This is a genomic window from Zhihengliuella salsuginis (assembly GCF_014651715.1).
GTDB classification, from domain to species: Bacteria; Actinomycetota; Actinomycetes; order Actinomycetales; family Micrococcaceae; genus Zhihengliuella; species Zhihengliuella salsuginis.
The window spans coordinates 16,407-39,105 of the sequence record NZ_BMXK01000016.1; the positions used below are offsets into that span (position 1 = coordinate 16,407).

20 protein-coding genes, 1 tRNA gene and 2 pseudogenes are annotated in these 22,699 nt (G+C 68.2%); 12 read left to right on the plus strand and 11 right to left on the minus strand.

Annotated elements, in window-relative coordinates:
- Positions 1–12: 12 nt before the first annotated feature.
- Positions 13–1,395, minus strand: a complete 1,383-nt coding sequence (gene radA / locus IE069_RS14645; RefSeq protein ID WP_189351422.1) for a DNA repair protein RadA — start codon at positions 1,393–1,395, stop codon at positions 13–15.
- 29 nt (positions 1,396–1,424) lie between these two features.
- Positions 1,425–2,552, minus strand: a complete 1,128-nt coding sequence (locus IE069_RS14650) for an FUSC family protein (RefSeq protein WP_229791187.1) — start codon at positions 2,550–2,552, stop codon at positions 1,425–1,427.
- A 167-nt stretch (positions 2,553–2,719) separates the two neighbouring features.
- Here IE069_RS14650 and pstS point away from each other — a divergent pair, with 167 nt between their 5' ends.
- From pstS to pstB, 4 genes are all read left to right on the plus strand, one after another.
- Entirely contained in the window at positions 2,720–3,829 is a 1,110-nt protein-coding gene (gene pstS / locus IE069_RS14655) for a phosphate ABC transporter substrate-binding protein PstS (RefSeq protein ID WP_189351423.1), read from the plus strand.
- Between the two features lie 158 nt (positions 3,830–3,987).
- A complete protein-coding gene (pstC, locus tag IE069_RS14660; RefSeq protein WP_229791188.1) occupies positions 3,988–4,938 on the plus strand; it encodes a phosphate ABC transporter permease subunit PstC in 951 nt (316 codons plus the stop codon).
- A complete protein-coding gene (pstA, locus tag IE069_RS14665) occupies positions 4,938–6,062 on the plus strand; it encodes a phosphate ABC transporter permease PstA (protein ID WP_189351424.1) in 1,125 nt (374 codons plus the stop codon). Before pstC ends, pstA begins: the two co-directional genes overlap by 1 nt.
- Before the next feature lie 32 nt (positions 6,063–6,094).
- On the plus strand, positions 6,095–6,874 hold the full coding sequence (gene pstB / locus IE069_RS14670; RefSeq protein ID WP_189351425.1) for a phosphate ABC transporter ATP-binding protein PstB: 780 nt from the start codon (positions 6,095–6,097) through the stop codon (positions 6,872–6,874).
- Positions 6,875–7,063: 189 nt separating this feature from the next.
- On the opposite strand, the gene IE069_RS14675 is transcribed toward pstB, so the two are convergent.
- The 3 genes from IE069_RS14675 to IE069_RS14685 all read right to left on the minus strand — a co-directional run bounded on the left by IE069_RS14675 (position 7,064) and on the right by IE069_RS14685 (position 9,633).
- Positions 7,064–8,083 carry an inorganic phosphate transporter gene (locus IE069_RS14675; protein WP_189351426.1) on the minus strand — a complete coding sequence of 340 codons (1,020 nt, stop codon included), beginning with the start codon at positions 8,081–8,083 and terminating at the stop codon, positions 7,064–7,066.
- A 6-nt stretch (positions 8,084–8,089) separates the two neighbouring features.
- Positions 8,090–8,707, minus strand: coding sequence for a DUF47 domain-containing protein (locus IE069_RS14680; protein ID WP_189351427.1), 618 nt, complete (start codon positions 8,705–8,707; stop codon positions 8,090–8,092).
- Between the two features lie 266 nt (positions 8,708–8,973).
- A complete protein-coding gene (locus IE069_RS14685; RefSeq protein ID WP_189351428.1) occupies positions 8,974–9,633 on the minus strand; it encodes a hypothetical protein in 660 nt (219 codons plus the stop codon).
- A gap of 161 nt (positions 9,634–9,794) precedes the next feature.
- On the opposite strand from IE069_RS14685, the gene IE069_RS14690 reads away from it, so the two are divergent.
- The 3 genes from IE069_RS14690 to IE069_RS14700 all read left to right on the plus strand — a co-directional run bounded on the left by IE069_RS14690 (position 9,795) and on the right by IE069_RS14700 (position 11,640).
- A complete protein-coding gene (locus IE069_RS14690) occupies positions 9,795–10,790 on the plus strand; it encodes an ATP-binding protein (protein WP_189351429.1) in 996 nt (331 codons plus the stop codon).
- Positions 10,791–10,850: 60 nt separating this feature from the next.
- A tRNA-Lys gene (locus IE069_RS14695) sits at positions 10,851–10,923 on the plus strand.
- 162 nt (positions 10,924–11,085) lie between these two features.
- Positions 11,086–11,640 (plus strand): DUF421 domain-containing protein, encoded by a 555-nt coding sequence (locus IE069_RS14700; RefSeq protein WP_189351430.1) that lies wholly within the window; start codon positions 11,086–11,088, stop codon positions 11,638–11,640.
- Here IE069_RS14700 and IE069_RS15760 read toward each other — a convergent pair.
- The 3 genes from IE069_RS15760 to argE all read right to left on the minus strand — a co-directional run bounded on the left by IE069_RS15760 (position 11,622) and on the right by argE (position 15,087).
- The gene (locus IE069_RS15760; RefSeq protein ID WP_189351431.1) at positions 11,622–12,695 is read right to left on the minus strand and encodes a class I SAM-dependent methyltransferase; all 1,074 of its coding nucleotides are present in this window, start codon (positions 12,693–12,695) and stop codon (positions 11,622–11,624) included. The genes IE069_RS14700 and IE069_RS15760 overlap by 19 nt on opposite strands.
- A 91-nt stretch (positions 12,696–12,786) precedes the next feature.
- Positions 12,787–13,872, minus strand: coding sequence for a PQQ-dependent sugar dehydrogenase (locus IE069_RS14710; protein ID WP_189351432.1), 1,086 nt, complete (start codon positions 13,870–13,872; stop codon positions 12,787–12,789).
- A gap of 48 nt (positions 13,873–13,920) precedes the next feature.
- The gene (gene argE, locus IE069_RS14715) at positions 13,921–15,087 is read right to left on the minus strand and encodes an acetylornithine deacetylase (protein WP_229791189.1); all 1,167 of its coding nucleotides are present in this window, start codon (positions 15,085–15,087) and stop codon (positions 13,921–13,923) included.
- 202 nt (positions 15,088–15,289) lie between these two features.
- Here argE and chrA point away from each other — a divergent pair, with 202 nt between their 5' ends.
- Entirely contained in the window at positions 15,290–16,525 is a 1,236-nt protein-coding gene (gene chrA, locus IE069_RS14720) for a chromate efflux transporter (RefSeq protein ID WP_189351433.1), read from the plus strand.
- Between the two features lie 1,313 nt (positions 16,526–17,838).
- On the opposite strand, the gene IE069_RS14725 is transcribed toward chrA, so the two are convergent.
- The gene (locus IE069_RS14725) at positions 17,839–18,669 is read right to left on the minus strand and encodes a hypothetical protein (RefSeq protein WP_189351434.1); all 831 of its coding nucleotides are present in this window, start codon (positions 18,667–18,669) and stop codon (positions 17,839–17,841) included.
- Positions 18,670–19,043: 374 nt separating this feature from the next.
- A complete protein-coding gene (locus tag IE069_RS14730; RefSeq protein WP_189351435.1) occupies positions 19,044–19,811 on the minus strand; it encodes a YfbU family protein in 768 nt (255 codons plus the stop codon).
- A gap of 199 nt (positions 19,812–20,010) precedes the next feature.
- Between IE069_RS14730 and IE069_RS14735 the strand changes: the two genes are divergently transcribed.
- The 4 genes and pseudogenes from IE069_RS14735 to IE069_RS15800 all read left to right on the plus strand — a co-directional run.
- The gene (locus IE069_RS14735; protein WP_189351436.1) at positions 20,011–20,877 is read left to right on the plus strand and encodes an abortive infection family protein; all 867 of its coding nucleotides are present in this window, start codon (positions 20,011–20,013) and stop codon (positions 20,875–20,877) included.
- A gap of 76 nt (positions 20,878–20,953) precedes the next feature.
- Complete coding sequence (locus IE069_RS14740) at positions 20,954–21,595, plus strand: AbiV family abortive infection protein (RefSeq protein ID WP_189351437.1); 642 nt, start codon at positions 20,954–20,956, stop codon at positions 21,593–21,595.
- A gap of 323 nt (positions 21,596–21,918) precedes the next feature.
- Complete coding sequence (locus IE069_RS15700; RefSeq protein ID WP_229791190.1) at positions 21,919–22,062, plus strand: hypothetical protein; 144 nt, start codon at positions 21,919–21,921, stop codon at positions 22,060–22,062.
- A gap of 14 nt (positions 22,063–22,076) precedes the next feature.
- A pseudogene (locus IE069_RS15800) lies at positions 22,077–22,228 on the plus strand (recombinase family protein); the annotation flags it as partial.
- A gap of 53 nt (positions 22,229–22,281) precedes the next feature.
- On the opposite strand, the pseudogene IE069_RS14750 reads toward IE069_RS15800, so the two are convergent.
- Positions 22,282–22,632, minus strand: a pseudogene (locus tag IE069_RS14750) (IS110 family transposase); the annotation flags it as partial.
- Positions 22,633–22,699: the final 67 nt, after the last annotated feature.

Consider the following 22,699-nt stretch of genomic DNA (forward strand, 5'->3'; position numbering starts at 1 on the left):
CGCGAGCACGGCCTACGCGGCCGGTGCCGGAAACACGACGCCGAGCGCCTCGGCGACCGTGGAGACCGCGCGGACCCGGAAGCCCTCCGGCAGCTCCCCGGGGCCGTTGGGGCTGGAGGGGATGATCGCGTACTGGAAACCCTGCCGCTCGGCCTCGTTGATGCGCCGGTTGATGTCCGGCACGGGCCGTACCTCGCCCGCCAGGCCGACCTCGCCGAATGCGATCATTCGAGGCGAGAGGGGTTTGTCCATGAACGCGCTCGCGAGCGCCAGGGCCGCGGCCAGGTCCACGGCCGGCTCCGACAGTTTCACCCCGCCGACGGTGGCCAGGTAGGAGTCCTTCTGCGACAGGTCCATGCGGGCGCGGGCCTGCAGGACCGCCAGGATCATGGCCGTGCGCGAGGAATCCAGTCCGCTGGTGGCGCGCCGGGGCTGCGGGGTGGAGGTCGGCGAGATGAGCGCCTGCACCTCGGCCAGCAGAGGGCGGCGGCCCTCGATCGTGACGGTGATGCACGTGCCGGAGACCTGGTCCTTGGTGCGGGTCACGAACAGCCCGCTGGGATCGGACAGGCCGACGATGCCGTTCTCCGTCAGGTCGAAGCAGCCGACCTCGTCGGTCGGCCCGTAGCGGTTCTTGATCGCCCGCAGCAGTCGCAGCCGGGAGTGACGCTCGCCGTCGAACTGGCAGACGACGTCGACGAGGTGTTCCAGGAGGCGCGGACCGGCGATCGACCCCTCCTTGGTGACGTGGCCGACGAGGATCGTGGTCATGTCCCGCTTCTTCGCCGCGCTGATGAGCGAGGCGGCGACCTCGCGCACCTGGGAGACGCCGCCGGCCGCGCCCTCGATCTCGGAGGAGGAGAGGGTCTGCACGGAGTCGACGATGAGCACGTCCGGCGAGAGTGCTTCGACGTGCCCCAGTGCCATCGACAAGTCGGTCTCCGCGGTGAGGTGCAGCGTGTCCGCCATGGCGCCGATTCGCTCGCCGCGCAGCTTGACCTGCGCCGCGGATTCCTCGCCCGTGACGTACAGGACCCGGTTGCCGCTGACGGCGGCCCGGGAGGCGACGTCGAGCAGCAGGGTCGACTTGCCGACGCCGGGCTCGCCGGCCAGCAGGATCACGGCACCCGGCACCAGCCCGCCGCCGAGCACGCGGTCGAGCTCGCCGACATACGTCGGCCGGAACTGCGCCGTCGAGGCGTCGACGTCGCTGATGACCGGCGCCGGCTCCGCCACGCTCGCGGCCTTGGTTCTGGCACCGACCTGGCCGATCTCGCCGACCGTGCCCCACGCCTGGCATTCGCCGCAGCGCCCGACCCACTTCGCGGTGGACCAGCCGCACTCGGCGCACCGGTAGCCGGGGGACTTGCTGCGTGTTGAAGACTTGCTCGCCATGGCCCCGACTCTATCCGCTGCCACCCGCATCAAAGGTTCGGCAGATAGCCCCGCGCCTCCTCGTGCTCGAGCCCTGCGGCCTCCAACAGGTCGACGGTCATCGGCCGCAGCAGCATGATGAGCGACTCGCACTCGACGCCGGTCACGCCGAACTCCCGGGGATCCAGCCGGGCAGCGCAGTCGGCGAGCTCGACCCGGGCCGTGCGCTCGGCCCGCGACCGCGCGGCTGCGCTCGTCTCCGCGACCGATGCCTTGAGCGGGGTCATCGCGTCGGCGAGCGAATCGAAGTAGGTCGACAGCGCCTCGGCGTCCGCGGTCCCGACCGCGCCGTGCGTGATGGCCGCCGCCAGCCGCCGGGCGATGACGCGCACGTTGCGCACGGCGAGGTCGGTCTGCTCGGCGACCCGCGCGATCCGCTTCAGCTCCCCGCGCTGCCCGCGGTAGGCGGGCGACATGGTGGCGATCTCGTTGGCGCCGCGCAGCATCGCGGGCAGCTCGTCCACCCGTTTCTGCGTGCCGCGGGCCCGCACCAGCGCGTGCCAGGCGAGGGTCGAATCGAAGGTGCGCACCGCCGTCGCACTCTCCCGCAGGACGGCGCGGAATTCGTCCAGCAGGTTCTCGAGCTGGGTGGCGGGCTCGTGCCGCGGGTTCTTGGGGGTGAGCAGGGCGATCAGCAGCGCGAACAGACCGCCGACCACGGCGTCGAGGCTGCGCGTGAACACGCCGCCGTCGGGCGCCGGCAGCAGCACCACGAGCAGGGACTGGAGTCCCAGCTGGGTGCTGAAGATCGTTCCGGAGTCCAGGAACCTCGCGATGGTCAGGGAGATCAGGAGGACGACGGCGGCCTGCCAGAGTCCCGCGCCGAACGCGTGCACCAGGAGGTCCCCGACCAGGATGCCGAGCGTGCAGCCGCCGGCGACCTCGACGGTGCGGCGAAGGTGGGTGTCGTGGCCGAAGCCGAGGGCGATCATCGCGCTGGTGGCGGCGAACAGGGGTCCCTGGTGGCCCAGGAGTTCCTCGGCGATCCAGTAGGCGCCCACCGCGCACACCGTGATCTGCAGGATCTTCCACGCCGAGGACTTCACGCGCAGTGCGCCGACGCGGGCGCGCCGCTTGGTGAAGCGCGCGCTGCGGCCCAGATGCTCGGTGATTCCCACGCGTATAGTCTCGCATGAGAGTTCCCGGAGGTGATCTTGGTCTCACAAGGTGCAACTTGCAAGTGCCGTTAACCCTGCGTTCACCTTTAACGGCCGGAGGCTTTACCTCCGGGGCCTAGTTTCGAGAACGGTCCTGATTCGATACCAATCATCCAAGGGGAACGCACGTGAAGAAGCTGAGCTTCGTCAAAACTGCCGCAGTTCTGTCCGTTGCAGCACTGGCACTGACCGCCTGCGGCGGCTCGAACAACCCGACCGCCGGTGGTTCCGAAACCGCCGGCGGGGGCGGCGAGCTGTCCGGCACCATCAGCGGCGGCGGCGCCTCCTCGCAGGAGGCCGCCATGACCGCTTGGGTCGACGGATTCCGCAGCGTCCAGTCGGGTGCCACGGTCCAGTACAACCCGGTCGGTTCCGGTTCGGGCCGCGAGGGCTTCCTGGCCGGCCAGTACGTCTTCGCCGGCTCCGACGCCGCGATGGACGCCGAGGAGCTCGAGTCCTCGAAGGACCAGTGCGGCCCCGACGGCGCCTTCCACATCCCGGGCTACATCTCCCCGGTCGCCGTGGCCTTCAACCTCGAGGGTGTCGACACCCTGAACCTGGACGCCAAGACCATCGCCGCGATCTTCACCGGCGAGATCACCAACTGGAACGACGAGGCGATCGCCGCCCAGAACGACGGCGTCGAGCTGCCGGACACCCCGATCACCGTGGTCCACCGCGCCGACTCCTCGGGCACCACCGAGAACTTCACCGACTACCTGGCCGCCGCCGCGGCGGACACCTGGACCTACGGCGTCGTCGAGGACTGGCCGGAGGAGATCGTCGCCGAGAACGCCCAGGGCACGCAGGGCGTCGTCGGCCAGGTGACCGCCACCGATGGTGCGATCACCTACTCCGACGCCTCCGCCGTCGGCGACCTGGGCACCGTCGCCGTCAAGGTGGGCGAGGAGTACGTCCCGTACTCCGCCGAGGCCGCCTCCAAGGCCGTCGAGAACGCCAACTCCGTCGAGGGTGCAGCCGAGAACGACATGGCGGTCGAGCTGGACCGCGAGACGACCGCGGCGGGCACCTACCCGATCGTCCTCGTCTCGTACCACATCTACTGCAACGAGTACGCCGACCAGGAGACCGCGGACCTCGTCAAGGCCTTCGCCGAGTACGTCGTCTCCGAGGACGGCCAGTCGACCGCCGAGGCCTCGGCCGGCAACGCCCCGATCTCCGAGGCCCTGCGCGAGCAGGCACTCGAGTCGATCTCCGGAATCGGCGTCCAGGGCTGAGCAGGCGGGTCATCTCCACGCCGAACACCTAGCGCACGAATGGTCTCCGCGGCACTCCCTCCGCCTCGGAGACCATTCCGCGTGCGCAGTACAGTAGGACCGGAGCCCCACCGGCCGGTCCGTCCGTCCACGTCACTCCTACCGTTCGAAGGATTCCTGTGACAACCACGACTCAGCAGTCCGCCCTGCACGACCCCAAGTCGGCAGGCGGCCGCGCCGGAGACAAGATCTTCTCCGGAATCGCCCTGACGGCGGGCATCGTGATCTTGGCCATCCTGGCCTTCGTCGCGCTCTACCTCGTCGTCGAATCCCTCCCGGCCCTCACCGCCGGCGAGGGCGAACTGACCAACGGCAAGACGAGCTTCTGGAGCTACGTCGGGCCGATGATGGTCGGCACGCTCATCGCCTCCGGAGTCGCCCTCCTGCTCGCCACACCGGTCGCCGTCGGCGTCGCCCTCTTCATCTCCCACTATTCGCCGAAGCATCTGAGCCAGCCGATCGGCTACGTCATCGACCTGCTCGCTGCGATCCCCTCGGTCGTCTACGGCGCGTGGGGCATGACCTTCCTCGGCCCGCTCCTCGTGCCCGCCTACCGGTGGCTCTCCGAGAACGCCGGCTGGATCCCGATCTTCGCCGGCGGCTACTCCCAGACGGGCCGCACGCTGTTCACCGCGTCGGTCGTGCTCGCCGTGATGGTCCTGCCGATCATCACGAGCATGTGCCGCGAGATCTTCGTGCAGACGCCGAAGCTCCACGAGGAGGCCGCTCTGGCCCTCGGCGCCACGCGCTGGGAGATGGTGAAGATGGCCGTCTTCCCGTTCGCCCGTGCCGGCATCGTCTCGGCTGTCATGCTCGGCCTCGGCCGCGCCCTCGGCGAGACCATGGCCGTGGCCCTGGTCCTGTCCCCGGGCGTGCTCTCGGCCAATCTCATCTCGGCCGGCAACCAGACGATCCCCGCGGAGATCGCACTCAACTTCCCCGAGGCGTTCGGCATGCGCCAGAACGAGCTCATCGCGGCCGGTCTCGTCCTCTTCGTCATCACCCTCGTGGTCAACATGATCGCGCGCTGGATCGTCAGCCGCCACAAGGAATTCTCGGGAGCCAACTGATGACCACCAACGTGAAAACCGACCTCGAGAACAAGGGCCGCTCCCGTCTGACGGTGGGCCAGAAACCCCGATGGACGTGGGCCGCCTGCCTGGCCGGCTCGGCCGTCGTCGCGGCCGCCGTGTTGGCACTGATCGGCTTCAACGTCGCCGGCTGGGCCGTGCTGACCGCCGTCCTCTACGTCGCCTCGATGTACGTCTCGACGGTGGTCCTGGAGAACCGCCGCAAGGCGACGAACGGGCTGTGGACCAACCTGGTCTTCGGCGCGTTCGTCATCGCCCTGCTGCCGCTGGTCTCCGTCCTCTGGACCGTGCTGTCGATCGGCCTGCCGGGCCTGCTCGCACCGGGCTTCCTGGCCTCCGACATGCTCGGGATCACCGGCGCCGTCGACCAGCAGAGCGTGAACGAGGGCACCAGCGTCCTCGGCGGCGTGGCCCACGCCCTCGTCGGATCCCTGCTGATCACCATCGGCGCCACCGTCATCTCCGTGCCGATCGGCCTGCTGACCTCCATCTACCTCGTCGAATACAGTCGCGGCGGGTTCTTCTCGAAGGCCATCACGTTCTTCGTCGACGTCATGACGGGCATCCCGTCGATTGTCGCCGGTCTGTTCGCGGCCGGCCTGATGATGACCCTCGTCGGACCGGGAACCAACGTGATGGGCTTCTCCGCGGTCCTCGCGCTCTCCGTGCTGATGATCCCCGTGGTCGTCCGCTCCACCGAGGAGATGCTGCGCGTGGTCCCCAACGAGTTGCGTGAGGCGTCCTACGCGCTCGGCGTCCGCAAGTGGCGCACGATCCTCAGGGTCGTCATCCCGACGTCCATCTCCGGCATCGCCTCCGGCGTGACACTGGCCATCGCCCGCGTCATCGGCGAGACGGCCCCGATCCTGGTCACCGCGGGTGTCGCGATCCAGACCAACTGGAACCTCTTCCAGGACTGGATGATGTCGCTCCCGGTGTACATCTACCGGCAGATGATGTTCCCGACGGCGCCGTCCGCACCCGATGCCTCCGAACAGCGCGCCTGGGCGGCGGCTCTGGTCCTGATCATCATCGTGATGCTGCTGAACCTTCTCGCCCGATTCATTGCCAAGGCCTTCGCCCCGAAGAAGTCCGGCCGCTAAGCACCCCCTCGAGACTTTCACTAAGGAACAACATGTCAAAGCGCATCGACGCCATCGACCTGAACGTCTACTACGGCAAATTCCGTGCCGTCGCCGACGTCGACATCACCATCGAGCCGAAGTCCGTGACGGCCTTCATCGGTCCGTCCGGCTGCGGCAAGACGACCTTCCTGCGGACGCTCAACCGCATGCACGAGGTCCTTCCGGGCGCCCACGTCGAGGGCAAGCTGCTGCTCGACGGCGACGACATCTACGCCCCGGGCGTCGATCCGGTCGCCGTCCGCTCGAACGTGGGCATGGTTTTCCAGCGCCCGAACCCGTTCCCGACGATGACCATCCGCGAGAACGTCCTGGCCGGCCTGAAGCTCAACGGCCAGCGCATCTCCAAGGGCGACGCGGACGCCGTCGTCGAGAAGTCGCTGCGCGGGGCCAACCTCTGGCAGGAGGTCAAGGACCGTCTCGAGAAGCCGGGCTCCGGCCTCTCCGGCGGCCAGCAGCAGCGACTCTGCATCGCGCGCACCATCGCGGTCGAGCCGGAGGTCATCCTCATGGACGAGCCGTGCTCTGCGCTCGACCCGATCTCGACCCTGGCCGTCGAGGATCTGATCTCCGAGCTCAAGGAGCAGTACACGGTGGTCATCGTGACCCACAATATGCAGCAGGCGGCGCGCGTCTCCGACAAGACGGCGTTCTTCAACATCGCGGGCACCGGCAAGCCGGGCAAGCTGATCGAGTACGCCGAGACGTCGCAGATCTTCAACAACCCGCAGGAGAAGTCGACCGAGGACTACGTCTCCGGCCGCTTCGGATAGACCGAACGAATTTCACAGCTTCCCTGCGGTGGCGAACGGACACTGCAGGGGGTGGCCCTGAAGGGGGACCTTCGGGGGATCTTGAGGGGGATCGACGGCGGGTGCTCACCACGGTGGGCGCCCGCCGTTCCGTTTAACCCCGTTCCGTCGGACGCGGCGCCCTCCAGTTGCCGGAATAAGCGGCCGGGATCAGCCGACCAGCGGGTGCAGCGCCAGGAACAGCACCCAGCCCAGCCCCAGGCAGATGATCGGACCCGTGAGCCAGTAGCTGGCCACGCGCAGGACGTTCGTCCACATCACCGATTCGAACCTCTGGTTGGCACCCGCGCCGACGATCGAGCTCGTGACCGCCTGAGTCGTGGACAACGGCAGGTGCAGGATCATCGCGCCCGCGAACAGCAGGAGCGCGGAGACGCCCTGGGCTGTCGCGCCGCGCAGGGGGTCGAAGCGCACCAGCCGGTAGGCGATCGTGTGGGTGATCCGCCAGGCCCCGCCGAGGGCCCCCAGGCCCATGCAGAGCGCCGCCACCACGGGGGCCCACCACGGGATGGCGGCGTCCGTCGTCGTGCCGGAGTAGATCACGAACGCGAAGGTGAGCAGGGCCGCGTTGCGCTGCCCGTCCTGCAGGCCGTTGCCCAGCGAGACCGCGAGCGACGTGACCGCCTGCGCGCCGCGGCTGACCCGGGTGACGCGCGACGACGTCGAATGGCGCATGAACCACGTGGCCGGGATCGTGGCGACGAAGGACACCAGGAACGCGACCAGCGGGGTGACGATCGTCGGGATGAGCACGCCGCCCAGCAGCAGGAGCGGCACGCCCATCGGCTCCTCCGGGTGCAGCAGGGCGGACGCGAGCAGGGCGCCGGCGAGTCCGGCGAAGAGCGCGTGCGTCGACGAGTGCGGGATGCCGCGCATCCAGGCCCAGAGGAGCCACCCCGTCGCCGCGACGATCGCCGCCAGCAGCAGGCCGAGGCCCGAACCGGGCGAGTGGTATTCGAACGAGGCCGCGTCCAGCAGGGCCGCGGAGAACGACGTCGACAGCAGCGTCCCGAGGCACGCGAAGACGGAGGCCCCGACGACGGCGATGCGCGGCTTCAGCGCGCCCGTGCGGACGGCGCCGGCGATCGAGTTCGCGGCGTCGCGGAAGCCGTTGAGCATCGTGAAACCGCAGGCGCACACGATGACCAGGACGAAGAGGGCGGTCTCCATGGGCGGCTAGGACTCTTTGACGAGGACGCGGCCCAGATGGTCCGCCACCGCGTGCAGCCGCGTGCAGGCGGCGAGCATCTGGTCGGCGACCACCCGGTGGCGGATGATCGTCGCCGTGCGCTGCAGGTCGGCGATCTCGCCGACCCAGGCGTGGTGGGTGCGGCCCACCCGCTTGTTCAGCCGCATCAACTGCAGCCAGGTGTCCTCGAGGTCGTCGAGCCGGTCCAGGCTGCCGAGCGCCGTCGTCGTCAGATTGGCCTGCCGGCCGACGAGCTCGAGCTGCTCCGCCGCCCGGTGGGAGATCCACTTGAGGTCGCCGTTGGTCATCATCTCGCCGACGCTGCGCAGCTCGCCGACGGTGTCGTGCAGCAGGCGGGAGAACGTGTAGAGGTCCTCGCGGGGCACCGGGGTGACGTAGCTGGTGCGGAGGTGCGTCAGGAGCGCGTAGTGGGTGTCGAGGGCTTCCATCTCGGCGCGCTCGAGGGCGGCCAGCTGCGACTCGTTGTCCTCGGTGAGGACGCCGAGGATCTCGGAGAGGACCTGCACGCAGTCCTGGATGTTGGTGCAGAGGTCGCCCAGCAGCTGAAGGCCGCGGGTCTCCTGCGGGAAGAGACTGAATTTCACTGGTTAGACCGCCGTTGTGATGCGAGGGGAGCAATCGTCAACATCATACGTGCCGGAAGTGACCCGCGGTCGCCGATCCGGAGGATTGAGATCCGACTCTCGGTGGCGATTGGCCATGCAGGCGGTGTGAACGGCGCCGAACCGGGAACGCCTCTCGGCGGAAGGCCGCTCGAAGCGGCTTATTGTTGAAGCCCGGGGGTCACCGCGGTCCGGCGCCGATCTCCAGTCTTCTCCTCGTTCGCGCCGGTGTCAACACGCCTGCGCGATCAATCGAGTTCCCCGCGCCGCCACATCTTCGCCGAGGACTCGAGGTCCTCCGCGGTCTTGATCAGCTGGCCGGCGTCGCGTGTGAGCTTTCTCGCGTGCGCCTCGTTGCCCGTTTCGAGGTCGTGGGCGTGGTGGGCCTGTCCGAGGGCGATGACGCGGCAGAAGGCGGCCGTCCGCTCGAGGGCGACGTCGAACTCGCCGTCGAACGCCCCGGAGAGGATCGAGTCGGCCATGGTCCGCAGTTCGGTCGCGCCGGGCGGCTCCGCGGCGCCCGCCACCGCGTGGGAGACCTGGGCCGTCTGGCGGCCGGAGGCGAAGTAGGAGGCCATGCGATCGGGATCCTTCACGACGGCGGCGCGCAGCGCGTACAGCCTCCAGAGGGCGCCGGGCAGGGTGTGCGCGGGGCTCTCCGACCAGAGTTCGGCGACCGCCTCCAGGCCCTCCTTGTCGGCGAGCTTCACGAGGCGCTCGGTGACCTGCGGATCCTCCGAGCCCCGGCCGTGGTGGACCAGGGCCTGGGCCGCGAGGTGCGCCGCCTCGGAGACGCGGGCCGGGTCCGGGCCGCCGGCGAACGGCTCGAAGTCCATGGGCGCGAACGGCTTCGGCTTGTGGTGCCGGAACGGTGCGTCCTGGTGCTGGCGTGCTGGGTTCGCATTCATGCGGCTCAGGATACTCCCGGTGGCGGGCACAAGCGATGGGCGCGGCAAGAGCGGGCGCGGACGCGTAGCGCGCCGTCGTCGCGCTCCTGCGAAACGTAGGGTTCGTGTCCTGCGATTGGTAGTGCTCCGTTCCTGCACAGCTTCAAGCGCTGAAGGCCGACATGCACTTCGCCGGCGCAGCCGACGGAATCCTCCTGATCGACGAGTGGCAGCACCTGCCGGAGGCCTGGGACTCCGTGCGCCGGCAGGTCGACGACGGGGCGGTGCCCGGACGCTTCCTGCTGACCGGCAGCGCGACGCCCGCGCCGGGTCGTGGGACGCATTCGGGAGCGGGGCGGATCATGTCGGTCCGCATGCGCCCGATGGGGCTCTACGAGCGGGTGCTTCATACGACGACGGTGAGTCTCCGCGCCCTGCCCGACTTGCAGTCGGTGCCGATGCGTGGAGCACAGCGACGACTCGACGCGTACCTGACCCGGGTTGTCGACGGGGATCTTCCGGACCAGGGCTACACGTTGCGCAGCCCGGAGACCCTTCGGCGTTGGCTGGCCGCCTACGCGGCGGCGTCGTCGACCTGCACCGCCTACTCGCGGATACTGGACGCGACCACCGGCGGGGACGGCGCCCAGCCCGCGAAGACGACGACCATCGCCTACCGGGACCACTTGACGCAGTTGTGGCTGCTGGACCGGATCCCCGCGTGGGCGCCCGCGCTGAACAACCCGTTCAGACGCCTGGCCATGCGCGAGAAGCATCAACTCGCCGACCCGGCGTTCGCGGCCCGTCTGCTCGGCCTGACGGCCGGCGACCTGGGCAACGAGCGTGGCGCGGTGATGGCTGGCCCGCTCTTCGAGTCCCTCGCGGCGCTGACCGTTCGAGTCGCCGCGCACGGGGCCGATGCGGCCGTGGGCCACCTGCGGACGCAGAACGGAGATCACGAGGTCGACCTCATCGTCAGCGGTCCCGAGGGGCAGGTGCTCGGGGTCGAAGTCAAGCTTGCCGGTTGGATCGAGGACCGGGACGTCAAGCATCTGCACTGGCTGCGCGATCAACTTGGTGAACGGGTCGTGGGCCTCGTGGTCCTCTATTCCGGGAGCCGCGCGTACCGCCGGGCGGACGGCGTGGCCGTGGTGCCGCTGGCCCTGCTCGGGGAGTAGTCGAAGCGGCCGGCGGCGCGTGTGCGGTAGCATGGACCGCGGTTCTTTCCGAAGGACCACGGGCCTTTAGCTCAGCTGGTAGAGCACTGGACTTTTAATCCATTGGTCGCGGGTTCGAGCCCCGCAGGGCCCACCGCCTGCGCCCCGGTCGGGACCGTGATACACGGTTCCGACCGGGGCGTTCTTTGCGTTCTGGAGGGGCATCCGACGGCGGAGTACTGCGGCCGCCGAGGTCGCCGGCAGCCCACCGGGACCGTCCTCGTAGACTGGGATCCGACGAGGGAGGAAGCGCGAAGTGACGGAACTGCTGGGAATCACGTGGTTGGAGGCCGGCGCGGTCGCGCTCGCCACGATCGGGATGTACATCGCGCTGATCGTGCTGGTCCGGCTCCTCGGCCAGCGCATGCTCTCCGGCATGTCCAGCTACGACCTCGCCGCCGTGATCGCGTTCGGCGGCATCATCGCCCGCGCCGCGCTGGGCGACTCGCCCCGCCTCGGCGGCGGCGTCGTCGCACTCGTGACGCTCGTGGGGCTGCAGGCGATCTCCGGGCTCCTGCGGCGCACGCGCTTCGGCTCGGCCCTGATCGTCAACCGTCCGGTGCTGCTGATGGCGGGCCCCGAGGTGATCGAGCCGCACATGCGCCGGTGCCACGTCACGCACCTCGAGCTCGATTCGCGGCTGCGCCTCGCCGGCGTCTCCCACCCGTCCCAGGTCGGCGCGGTGGTGTTCGAACCGTCGGGGGCGCTCAGCGTGATCCGCGCGGGACAGCCGATCTCCCAAGCGGTGTTCGAGTCCGTCATCGGCGTCGAGCACCTCTGGGAGGAGGGTACTCAGCCGCGCAGCAGGTAGAACCTCCAGAACCCGAAGTCCTCGATGGGCAGCACGTCGGTCCTCGTGAAGCCGGCCTGCCGGGCGTAGCCCTCGAGAACGCGACGGCGGATCACGGTCCCGGTCGCCGCCGTCGGCCGGTGGTTCATGCCGTCAGGCAGGCAGACGCCCAGGCTGAACCCGTACATCAGGCGCTCGACGTCGTCGCCGGGGGCCGTGAACTCGTCGGCGACCGCCTCGTCCATGACGATCACGGCGCCGCCCGGGCGCAGCGAGCGCCTCGCCGCGGCGAGGACCTCCACCGGCTGCGGCATGTCGTGCAGGCACTCGAAGGCGAACACCGCGTCGAAGCGGGCCTCGGGCAGGTCGGCGGCGTCCGCCAGCGAGAACGCGATCCGGCCGGCCACCGACGGATCGGCACCGGCGTTGCGGCGGGCCAGCTCCACGGAGGCGGCGTCGACGTCGTACCCGTGGAGGCGGGCGCCCGGGTAGGCGCGCGCCAGGGCGATGGTGGACCAGCCCGCGCCGCTGCCGACGTCGGCGATCTGCGCCCCGTCGGGCCGCAGGAGCGCATCGGCGTCCGGGGTGGACTGCAGGGCGCCGGCGAGCCGGTTCTCGAACCACGGCCGGTTCATGTCGGCCTGGGACTCGCGCCCGTCGGGGCCGAGATGCTCCCACCCGACGCCGCCGCCGGTCCGGTACGCCTCCACGAGCGCGGGCGCCTGCGCGGCCGCGGCCATGAACATGCGCGCCAGCGGGGCCAGGTAGTTCTCGCTCTGCTCGCCGGTGAAGACCTCGACGCCGGCGGCCGGCAGGGTGAAACGGCGCGGATCGCCCTCGTCGGCGGCGAGCAGCCCGGTCACCGCCTGCTGCTCCAGCCACTCGCGGGCGTAGCGCGGGTGGGTCCCGGTGCGGGATGCGAGCTCGTCCGCAGTGGCCGGGCCGTCGTCGGCCAGGCTCCGGTACCAGCCGAGCCGGTCTCCGAGGTGGATCGAGAAGATGTCGATCGTGCCGAGCGCCGCCTGGAACACGCGGTCGGCCAGCTCCTCCGTGGTGGGTTCCTCTCCATTCTGCATGGTGGCCTCCTCCTGGTCATTCCCCCCCGCTTCCCAGTGTGCGCGCCGGTTCCCGCGTGCGGTACCCCGATGGGGAGCTCGGATGCGCCGGTCAGGGGTGGCCGGGGTCCACGGCGATGATGCGGTCGTCGCCGGCGGTGGGAGCGCCGCGTCCGTCCGTGTTGTTGGTGATCAGCCACAGCGAGCCGTCCGGCGCGGCGACGGCGTCCCGCAGCCGCCCGTATTGGCCGGCGAAGTGCTCGCGTGAGGACTCGAGGCCGTCCAGCGGGACCTCGCGGAGGCGCTCGCCGCGCAGGTTCGCGATGAAGAGGGAGCCGTCCGCGATCGCGATGCCGCTGGGACTCGCCTCCGCCGGTTCCCACACCTGGACCGGGTCGACGAAGCCCGCCCGGTCCGCGATGCCCTCGGCCTCGGGCCAGCCGTAGTTCCCGCCGGGCTCGATGACGTTGAGCTCGTCCCAGGTGTTCTGCCCGAACTCGCTCGCGTACAGGGCGCCGCCGTCGTCCCACGCGAGCCCCTGCGGATTGCGGTGACCGTAGCTGTAGACCCGAGAGCCGTCGAACGGGTTGTCGTCCGGGACGCCCCCGTCCGGGGTCATGCGCAGGATCTTGCCGGCGAGCGAGCCGAGATCCTGCGCGTTCGCGCCCTCGCCGGCGTCGCCCGTGGTGGCGTAGAGCATCCCGTCCGGTCCGAACGCGATCCGGCCCCCGTTGTGGATCCGCGCCGCGGGGATGCCCGCGAGGATCGGTTCGGCCGGCCCGAGGGCGAGCTCCCCGGCCTCGCCGGTCAACGGATACCGTTCGATCCGGTTCTCCCCGCCGGCGGTGGAGTAGGCGTAGAGGAAGTCCCGGTGCACGGCGATGCCGAGCAGGCCGCCTTCTCCCCGCGGCGCGACGCCTGCGATCGCGCCGACCGTGCGCGCCTCGCCGTCCGCGTCGAGTTCCAGGATCCGCGCGGTGTCCCGCTCGCTGACCAGCGGCGTTTCGCCGTGGAACGCGATCGACCACGGAGCCTGCAGCCCCTCGGCGACCGTTCCGGCCTCGATCGGAGCGGACGACGACGGCGCCCCCGCCGTCGTGCCCGGGGTCTCCGGGGCGGGGGCGGAGCCGGGCGAGCACGCGACCAGGGCGCAGAGCAGTCCCGCTGTCCCGATGACTGCCCCGGTGCGACCTCTCATGCGCCCAGTCTGCCCCGTTGTGCGGGGCCTGTCAGGACCTGGGACCGCTCAGGCGCGGTGGGCGGAGATGAGCCGGTCGAAGAAGGACTCGCACCGGTTGATCTGGTCCAGCTCGATGAACTCGTCCGGGGCGTGCGCCTGGGCGATGTCGCCCGGGCCGCACACCACGGTGGGGATGCCCGCGCGGGAGAAGAGCCCCGCCTCGGTGCCGTACGTGACCTTGCCGGTGCTGTCGTCGGCGCCCCACTCGACCACCCGGGAGATGATCCCGGCGTCGTCCGCGGTCTCGAGGCCCGGCGCCGTGGAGACGATCGTGAACTCGGTGCCGGCGTCGTCGTTCTGTTCGCGCATGAGCGCGCCGATCCGCTCGGCCTCGGCACGGAAGCGCCCGATCAGCTCCTGCAGGTCGACGGCGGCGATCGAGCGGAACTCGAAGGTCACGGTGCAGTCCGCGGGGATGGTGTTCACGGCGATGCCGCCGTCGATCCTGTTGACCGTGGTGGTGGTGTAGGGGACGAGGTAGCCGTCGTCGAACGGGCCGTCCTGGGCGAACTCGGCGGCGACGCCGTGGACGAAGCGCACGAACTCCGCGGAGTGCGCGATCGCGTTGACGCCCTCGGTGGGCAGCGACGAGTGGGCGGCGACGCCGCGGAAGTGCACCTGCAGGACGTTGACGGACTTGTGGCCGCGGATCATCCGCATGCTCGTGGGCTCGCCGACCACGCAGCCCGTGGGTTCGAGGCCGGCCTCCACGATCGCGTCCACGAGGGAGACCGCGCCGACGCAGCCGACCTCCTCGTCGTAGGAGAGCGCCAGGTGGATCGGCTCCGCGAGGGGCCGGGCGGCCATGTCCGGGATCTTCGCGACGGCGACACCGAGGAAGGACTTCATGTCGGCGCTGCCGCGCGCGTACAGGCGGCCGTCGCGGACCTCGGGCGCGAACGGGTCGCTCGACCAGTCCTGCCCGTCGACGGGCACGACGTCGGTGTGCGCCGAGACGACCGTGCCGCCCGTCGTCGAGCCGTCGGCGGCGGGGAACGTGGCCAGCAGGTTGGCCTTGGTGCCCTCGGCGTTGTGGATCAGCGTGGATTCGATGCCGGCGGAGCGGAGTTGGCCGACGACGTGCTCGATCAGCGGCAGGTTGGAGCCCCTGCTGGTGGTGTCGAAACCGATGAGCCGGTTGATCTCGGCCAGGCTGGCGGGTGCGTGGGTCACGGCGGCTGCTCCTTGGGGGACGGGGGCCTGATGCGGCGGGCGAACGATTTTCACACTACTCGAACCATCGGGCCAAGCGTCTCGCACGGTGGAGGCGGCGAGGGCCCGGGCGAGCGGGCGGCCGGCGGACCCGGAATGATTCGGATCTGGTGTTCACCTCGCCGTTGTGGACCGCCGGTGCCGCGTCGGCGAAGATGATCGGATGAGCGCAGACACCGCGGGCACCACGCCCGGAGACCAGAGCCCCGGCACCGCACACCCCGGGACCGTCGCCGAGGTCTTCGCCGCGTTCCTGAAGCTCGGCCTGACCTCCTTCGGCGGGCCCGTCGCCCACCTCGGCTACTTCCGCGAGGCGTTCGTGCAGCGCCGCCGGTGGTTGTCCGACGCCGCCTACGCCGACCTCGTGGCGCTGTGCCAGTTCCTGCCCGGCCCCGCCTCGAGCCAGGTCGGCATGGCGCTCGGGCTGCAGCGCGCCGGGATCGGCGGGTTGATCGCCGCCTGGTTCGCGTTCACGCTGCCCTCGGCGCTCATCCTGGTGGCCTTCGCGTTCGGCGTCGCGGCGTTCGGCGATGCCGCCGGAACCGGCTGGCTGCAGGGGCTGAAGGCCGCGGCCGTGGCCGTCGTCGCGCAGGCCGTGCTCGGCATGGCGAAGACTCTGACGCCGGACGCGCGGCGGGCCACCATCGCGGCGGCCGGCGCCGTCGTCGTGCTGCTCGTCCCGCACCCGGCGGTGCAGGTCGCCGTGATCGCCGCGGGTGCGCTCGCCGGCCTCGCGTGGCTTCGCCCGGGGCCGGCGGACGACGACGGCGGCGGGCTCGGCATCCGCGTCAGCCGCCGGGTCGGCGCGGGCGCCCTCGCGCTCTTCGGGGCGCTGCTCGCCGGCCTGCCGATCGCCGCGGCCGCGACCGGCGACGCCGCGCTCAAGCTCGCGGACACGTTCTACCGGGCCGGCGCGCTCGTCTTCGGCGGCGGCCACGTGGTGCTGCCGCTGCTCGAGGCGGAGACGGTGCCGAACGGGCTCGTCGCGCACGACACGTTCCTCGCCGGCTACGGCGCCGCCCAGGCGGTACCCGGCCCGCTGTTCACGTTCGCCGGCTACCTCGGCGGCAGCACGACGACGGGGCCCACCGGCCTGCTCGGTGCCGCGATCGCGCTGCTCGCCATCTTCCTCCCGGCCGCGCTGCTGGCCGTCGGGGCGCTGCCGTTCTGGGACCGGCTGCGCAGCGCCCCGCGCGCCCGGTCGGCGCTGATGGGCGTGAATGCGGTCGTCGTCGGGATCCTCGCGGCCGCGCTGTACGACCCGGTGTTCACCGCGGGCATCACGTCGGCGGCGACGCTGGCTGTGGCGATCGCGGTGTTCGTGGCGCAGCGGGCGTGGAACGTGCCGGCCTGGGCCGCGGTCGTCGGGGCGGGGATCGTCGGCTACTTCGTGCTGTAGTCGCCGGCGCTGTCACGCGCGGTCGTTTGCGTTTTGGGGGATAAAACCGTGGCGTATTCCGCGGCCGAAGCGTAGTTCGTTCTTCGAGCCCATGAGCTATGACGAATGGCTCGACTACGCAGTACGCGACCTAGACCAGGAATACGACCTCATCGACGGGCCGCAGGGCTGATGAAGGTGGGCGATCCAGACGGGCACGGCCGGTACGGGATCATCGACACCGACGAGGAAGGCCTGTTGATCTGCCACGAGTGCGGGCAGGCGTGGCAATTCTTGGCCACTCACGCCCGGTACAGGCACGGCATCCGTACAGCCGCCGACTACCGGCAGAGGCACGGACTCGCACGCCGTCAAGGCTCGCCAGTGCTGATCTGTCGGACCGGCTGCGCACCATTGCTACAGACCGCGACGCCATCGCCAATGTCGAGGAAGTCCGAGACACCCGAAAGGCCACGGAAGCATCCCGCCAAATCGCCCAACGCGGCCAGTGGGCGCCTGCCACGATGGCTAAGCGCATGAGTCAGCGGCAAGCTCGCCGGGGCCGCGAACTCACGGCCAGCGAGGCCGCGTGGCTGGAGGAAGTCGCCTACGACTTTCAGGCGTGGTCCGACCGCGCCCGGAGTCTGTTGGCGCAGGACGATGTGTCTGCCTGGTCCATTGCTGACGCTACTGGCATAGCGACCCCGACCGTGCACCAGCGACTACGCAGGTATCCGGCCACCGGATAAGGTGTGACGCCTTGTCTGATTAGGACAAAGCGTCACACCTTATCCGACGTGAAAATTCCTCGTCTGACGGTTGACGGCGGATCGCTCGGCAGGTGCGCCAGGCCCAGCACGCTACCTCGCGTGTCGCACCACAGTTGGGGATGGCAAACGGTGAGGGGCGCCGGAGGACTCCTCCGGCGCCCCTCAAGATAGACCTAGCCGAAGAAGTCGGTCGATTCCATCAGTCGCACCCCGATGGCGATAACCATCCTGATGTACTCATGAATCTGCGGCATCTTCGAATCGGTCAGTTCCTTGTTCTTGCGCACAGGAACCACTCTCCTTTCGGAAGGTGGCCGCTATCGCAGAACCTGAGTGGCGGCCCCGAATATGGAGCACACCGATTGACCCAGGCTCGTCCTGGGGCATATCTTGGGGTTGTCATAACCGCTTGGACATGCTTCCAGGCAGCGGCAGCAGCCACTGTTGCCAGCGAGATCGGACCCGTTGGCGCGGGTCCGATCTCGTTTAACCCCAGGACCGGGGCGGCATCCCCAATGGGGACATCTTGAGTCTTACACCAGGGGAACGTCGCACTTGGACGCCTCACCCCTTGGCTTTCGCGGCCGCGTTTGCTTCCTTGCGGAGCTGTTCGCGATGGGCCGTGCTGTAGTCACCGAGCAGGGCGCGGTGATGCACCGCGCGGTAGCCGACCGGGCTACGGGCGTCGGCAACCTTCTGCACATGACTAGCGATGAGACCATGCCTGGACAGTTCCCCGTATCCTCGTTCTGCGGTGCGTTCGCTGATGCCGTACCAGGCCTGGGCGCGTTCGACTGGAACGGTGAACGTCGTCTTGCCCTTCGGGTCGTTGGTGTCCCGCAGCATCATCAGCAGCATGGCTTTGCCCGGAAGGCGAAGCGTGTCGATATGCCCCTCGGTCCAGAACGTGAACGGAATCGTGAAGAAGCCATTTCCCTGAGTCTCCGCGGGGAGGGCAGCGCCGGTCTTGAGTGGCGGCCGACCGGAACCGTCTTCGCGGAGGAGGACAATCTCGGGAGATTCGCCTTGTCCGGGGACTTGAAGCAGGTTCGCACCTGACAGGTACCGCAAGGCTTCCCGAATAGTCCTCGAACTGCACGGACGCTTCTCGGAACTGAGGAGCCGCGCCCACGTACCGATGGGGAGTGGGCTCCCTTCCAGGATCGGCTCGAGGGCATGAATCGTCAGCAGCAGCTCAAGCGCGCGCTCCTTGCGGTCGGTGACCATCTTCCCTAGAACCGAACCACGATTCTCAACGCGCTCTGGGTTCTGCACGAAATTCTTCTGAATGCGCGCATACCCCCTCTTGGCGTTCGTAAACAGTTCCCGACGCGTCTCAGCGGGTGTAATGGGGGCCTCGTTGACAAGGTGTCCAAAAGGGTTCTCGGTACTCATAGCCAGAAGCATACACTACGAGGCGGATCAATAATGCGCTACTTGTGGAATCTAAGTACGCACTTAGGTGCCATCTTGCGATGTCGTGACGATTCCATATGGCGATACCGTGCGATACCCCTGCGATACCGCTAGGGACACTGGGGCCAGGCGGCAGAGGTGCGGCGTGTCAGTTCGGCTAGCGGGCGGACTCGGAAATTTCTTCATGCATTTTTCGTGAGGTAGATCGACTTGGGGTGTACCGGAGAAGCGCGACGAGCCGCCCAATAGCAGCTCTCTCCGGCCGGTGTTGGCACCAGGAGAACCACTGTTGGACGGCTCGAGGAGTATGGAGTTATCGGCTGCGCATAGTTCTACGTGCACGGCAGAGGTGACTAGGCCCGCTTCTCAGCGCCAGGAGCTGCTGCTAAAATCTCGGTCACCTGTTCTCGGCTCAGACAACCCGAAGTGGCTCCGCCACGAAGGGCCTGCTGCCACGTCGGCTTGAAGACTCGCAGCATAGCCCTGTATGTCGGGAGCATCCTCCTGTGTGAGTTGCCGAAATCGTTCTCCCGACTGAGTGCCTCCTTCTGCTCTTCCCAGCGGCCGGCCTTGACGAGGAACTCCACGTAGTTGGCCAGGCGACTCTCCAGGGAGTCGTTGAAGTCGAATCCCTTGAAGGTGCCGTAGCGCTCAGCTTCAACCACCTGGACTTGGCCCCATCCATCCTCTCCCAGCTGTCTCACGCTGTTCTCGATCACGCGGAACATGTCGAGGACGTCCCACACCAGAGTGCACTCGGCCTTGGTCATGGGCGCATTGATGTCCGTGAACTCTTCGGAGTACTCGCCGGCGAATCCGTTCTCCAGAACCTTGAGTGCACGGACTTCCGAGCCTTCATCGAAGTACTGATCGTTGAGCAGGCCCTGGGAGGCGAGCAGGTTGCGGTGCAGGAGCTGGAGCACCTTCCGCTCGAAGTGCGACAGGTTGATTTCCTCGTCGCCCTCGCGCCTGCCGGTGCCGATTTCTTCTGACCGCTCAAGGCTCAGGTGGGTATCAAGTGCTCCGCGAATGTAGTCACTGAAACTAACTCCCTGGGATTCAGCTGCGGCTTCTAGTCGATTTCGAGTCTCGTCTGGGACTCTGATGGTGATGGTCGCCATGGGGCAACCCTCCTATCTGGGCTTTCGCCCGGGTTATGGACATGCACACGAAGTGTATTCATGTACACAAGTATGACATATCGTAAGACAGTAGGCGTCGGGAAGGGTTGTGGTCGCTCACCGACCTAAACCGGCCGGTTCCGGCACAGAAGCGAAGCGCCGCCCCAAGATGCGCTGATGCTGTGCGCATACTTGTCATATGACCAGTGAGGACCTATGGGCAGTGGAAGCGGCGTTCGCCGACATTTTTGCGGCGGAATCGCCGCCAACGCATAGCGATATGGACATCGCGTTTAGGCGAGCTGGAGTCTTGTCACCTCGAGAGGAGGAGTCTCGGTCCATCTCCAAACCGAAACGCATCATGAATGCGTTTAGCCAAGTTGTAGGCGATGCTGACGGGCGCGTAGAAGCGCTGATTGGGGCCCTGGCAAATGCGCTCGCCACCAAGCGGATCTTTGAATCGTCGGACACGGGGACGCAGGGGATGGTGGCTGAGCTACGCACGCAGCTGGCCAAAGTCGGCTGGGAGGTCGGCGACACTGGCGATCTCTCCTCGCGGGGCGAAATAGACGTGCAGACGGGGGGTAGGGAAGCGATGGAGAAGCAAATCCAGCGGCTTCGGAAATCCGGCGACGATATTTCCTTGATGCTGGGAGCGGCGAAAGATGCACTTGAAGCGGCGGCCAAGTTTGTCCTGGTGGAACGGCATCAGACCTGCCGACCGGATGAGTCGGTCGAAGCGCTTGTCAGGAGAGCCATGACGCACGCGGGGATCAGCACCCGTCCCGCAGACGTGGACAATGAGGCGTCGAAAGCGTTGGCCACCCTCAACCAGGCAGTCCCCAAAATCGCAGAGGCCGTACGCAAAGTTCGCAACGATCAGGGATCTGGTCACGGGCGAACAGAAATGGCATCCATGAGCATGCCCGAGGCGACGTTCATCCGAGACCTAACTGTCAGTGTTGTGAACTTTCTTCTTGTTGAACACCGCTCCCGACCGTCGGACATCGTAAAGCGGGAAACGTCATCAGCTCATAGTGACGAGAGCATGGTGACTGGTAGCTGAGGAAACGTTCGACCCTAAGTAGATGGCGTGACTTGAGGGGGGAATGTGCTTCGCTCGTGGGCCCTAGGATGGTGACATGACGACCATGGCCCCGGCCGCTGCGCGCGCCCTCTGGCTGGCGCTCCTAGACAACGCTGCGCAGCTTGTCGTCGAGGCGGACGTACTCTTCCCCTCGCCGCGTGCTCAGTCGCTGGTCGTCCTAGCCCAGGAAGAAGCCGGCAAAGCGATCTGGGTCCGCAAAGCCTTCTGGAACGCCTGGTACGGCGACGACGAGACGCCCCGCAAAGTCCCTGAACTGCATGCACAGTGGCGTGCTCACAACGCGAAACTGATGGCAGCGATCGACTACTACACCACGGTGTTAGAAGTCCCAGGCAACAGTGAGCCCGTAGATATCGAATTGGTGCGGGCCCATGCCCCCGAGATTGTGGTTGCTTACTTGAAGCGGGTCGCCCTAGAGGACAACCAGGCGAAGCAGGAGGGTTTCTATGTCGACCTCAAAGCAGACGGGAGCTTCACGGTGCCTCAGGCCGACAGGCCGCTCCTGAGGAGTGAGATTTGGGGAGCGGCGGACTTGATCAAGTGGTCTATTGACGACGACCACCTGATGTGCAGCATCGTTCGAAGGCCAAGAGTCTTGTCATCTGACGCGATCGCCGCCAAACTCGACTCTATCTTGGCAGATGAGTCGTATGAGGGGGTCGAGGAGCGCGACTAGCTGTACTCGGTCAGGCCACAGGGTACTTTCGTGATCCGGGAGCCGACGATGAACCAGAAGCCTGCGTCCTCAATGGCCTTCAGGTTGGCTGCGGAGAGCAACCCGGTGTTCGTGACGATCAAGATGCCCTCGATGCCGCGGCGGCCCTCGAGGGAGGGCAGGACTGGGACGCAGTCAGCGGTAGAGGCAGCTCGTTGCTAGCTGCCCAAAAACGACCGGTTTCGGCCCGGAATCTGGGCGCCGGCGACACACCGCCCAGCGAGTGGCTGACACCTACGGCCCAAACCTGTGCCGCCGCAACCCGGTCCGCTAGGTTAATGGCCATGGAGTCCGCCACGAAACCCCGTGCCGGGAACCTGATCGGCTACACGAGGGTCTCGACCGCCGACCAGCAGACGACCGCGCAGACTGACGCCCTCGCGACCGCCGGCTGCGGCCGCAGCTCGAGGCTTCCCTGGGCCACCTGAACCCCGGTGACACCCTGGTCGTCTGGAGGCTCGACCGGCTCGGCCGCTCACGCCAGGATCTGCTGGCCATCGTCACCGAGCTGGGAGACCGCGGCGTCGACTTCACCAGCCTCACGGAATCGATCGACACACCCCCGCGACCGAGCGCCTGGTCTTGCACGTCGCCGGCGCGTTCGCCCAGTTCGAGCGCGACCTCATCCGCGACCGGACGAACATCGGCATCGCCGGGTGGTTCAGGTGCTGGCCGAGGACGCGTTCTAGGGCCAGGTGGTCGTCGAATCCGCAGAGCACGGCCAACTCGGCGACGTGCTCGTCGGCGACCTCGATCAAGCGCAGGGTGTGTGGCATGGTGCGGGCGGCTTCGGCGATGATCAGCGCGTCCGGGGCGTCGGTTTTGGCTTCACCGGGGTGCAGGCCGGCGATGCGGCGCACGACGAGTCCGGGCAGGTAACCGGCCATGACCCCGGCGGCCTGGGCGACCGCGACAGGCAGGACTCCGATGGTCGCCTGCTGGTCGACGACCAGCAGGGCTTTCTCGTGCCGGGCCCGCTCGTTGAGTTTGGTCTCGTCCTAGACGGTATGTAGTAGGGCCGGTCCATTTCGTAGGACTGGAACCTCGCGTTCAAAGGGTCTTCGT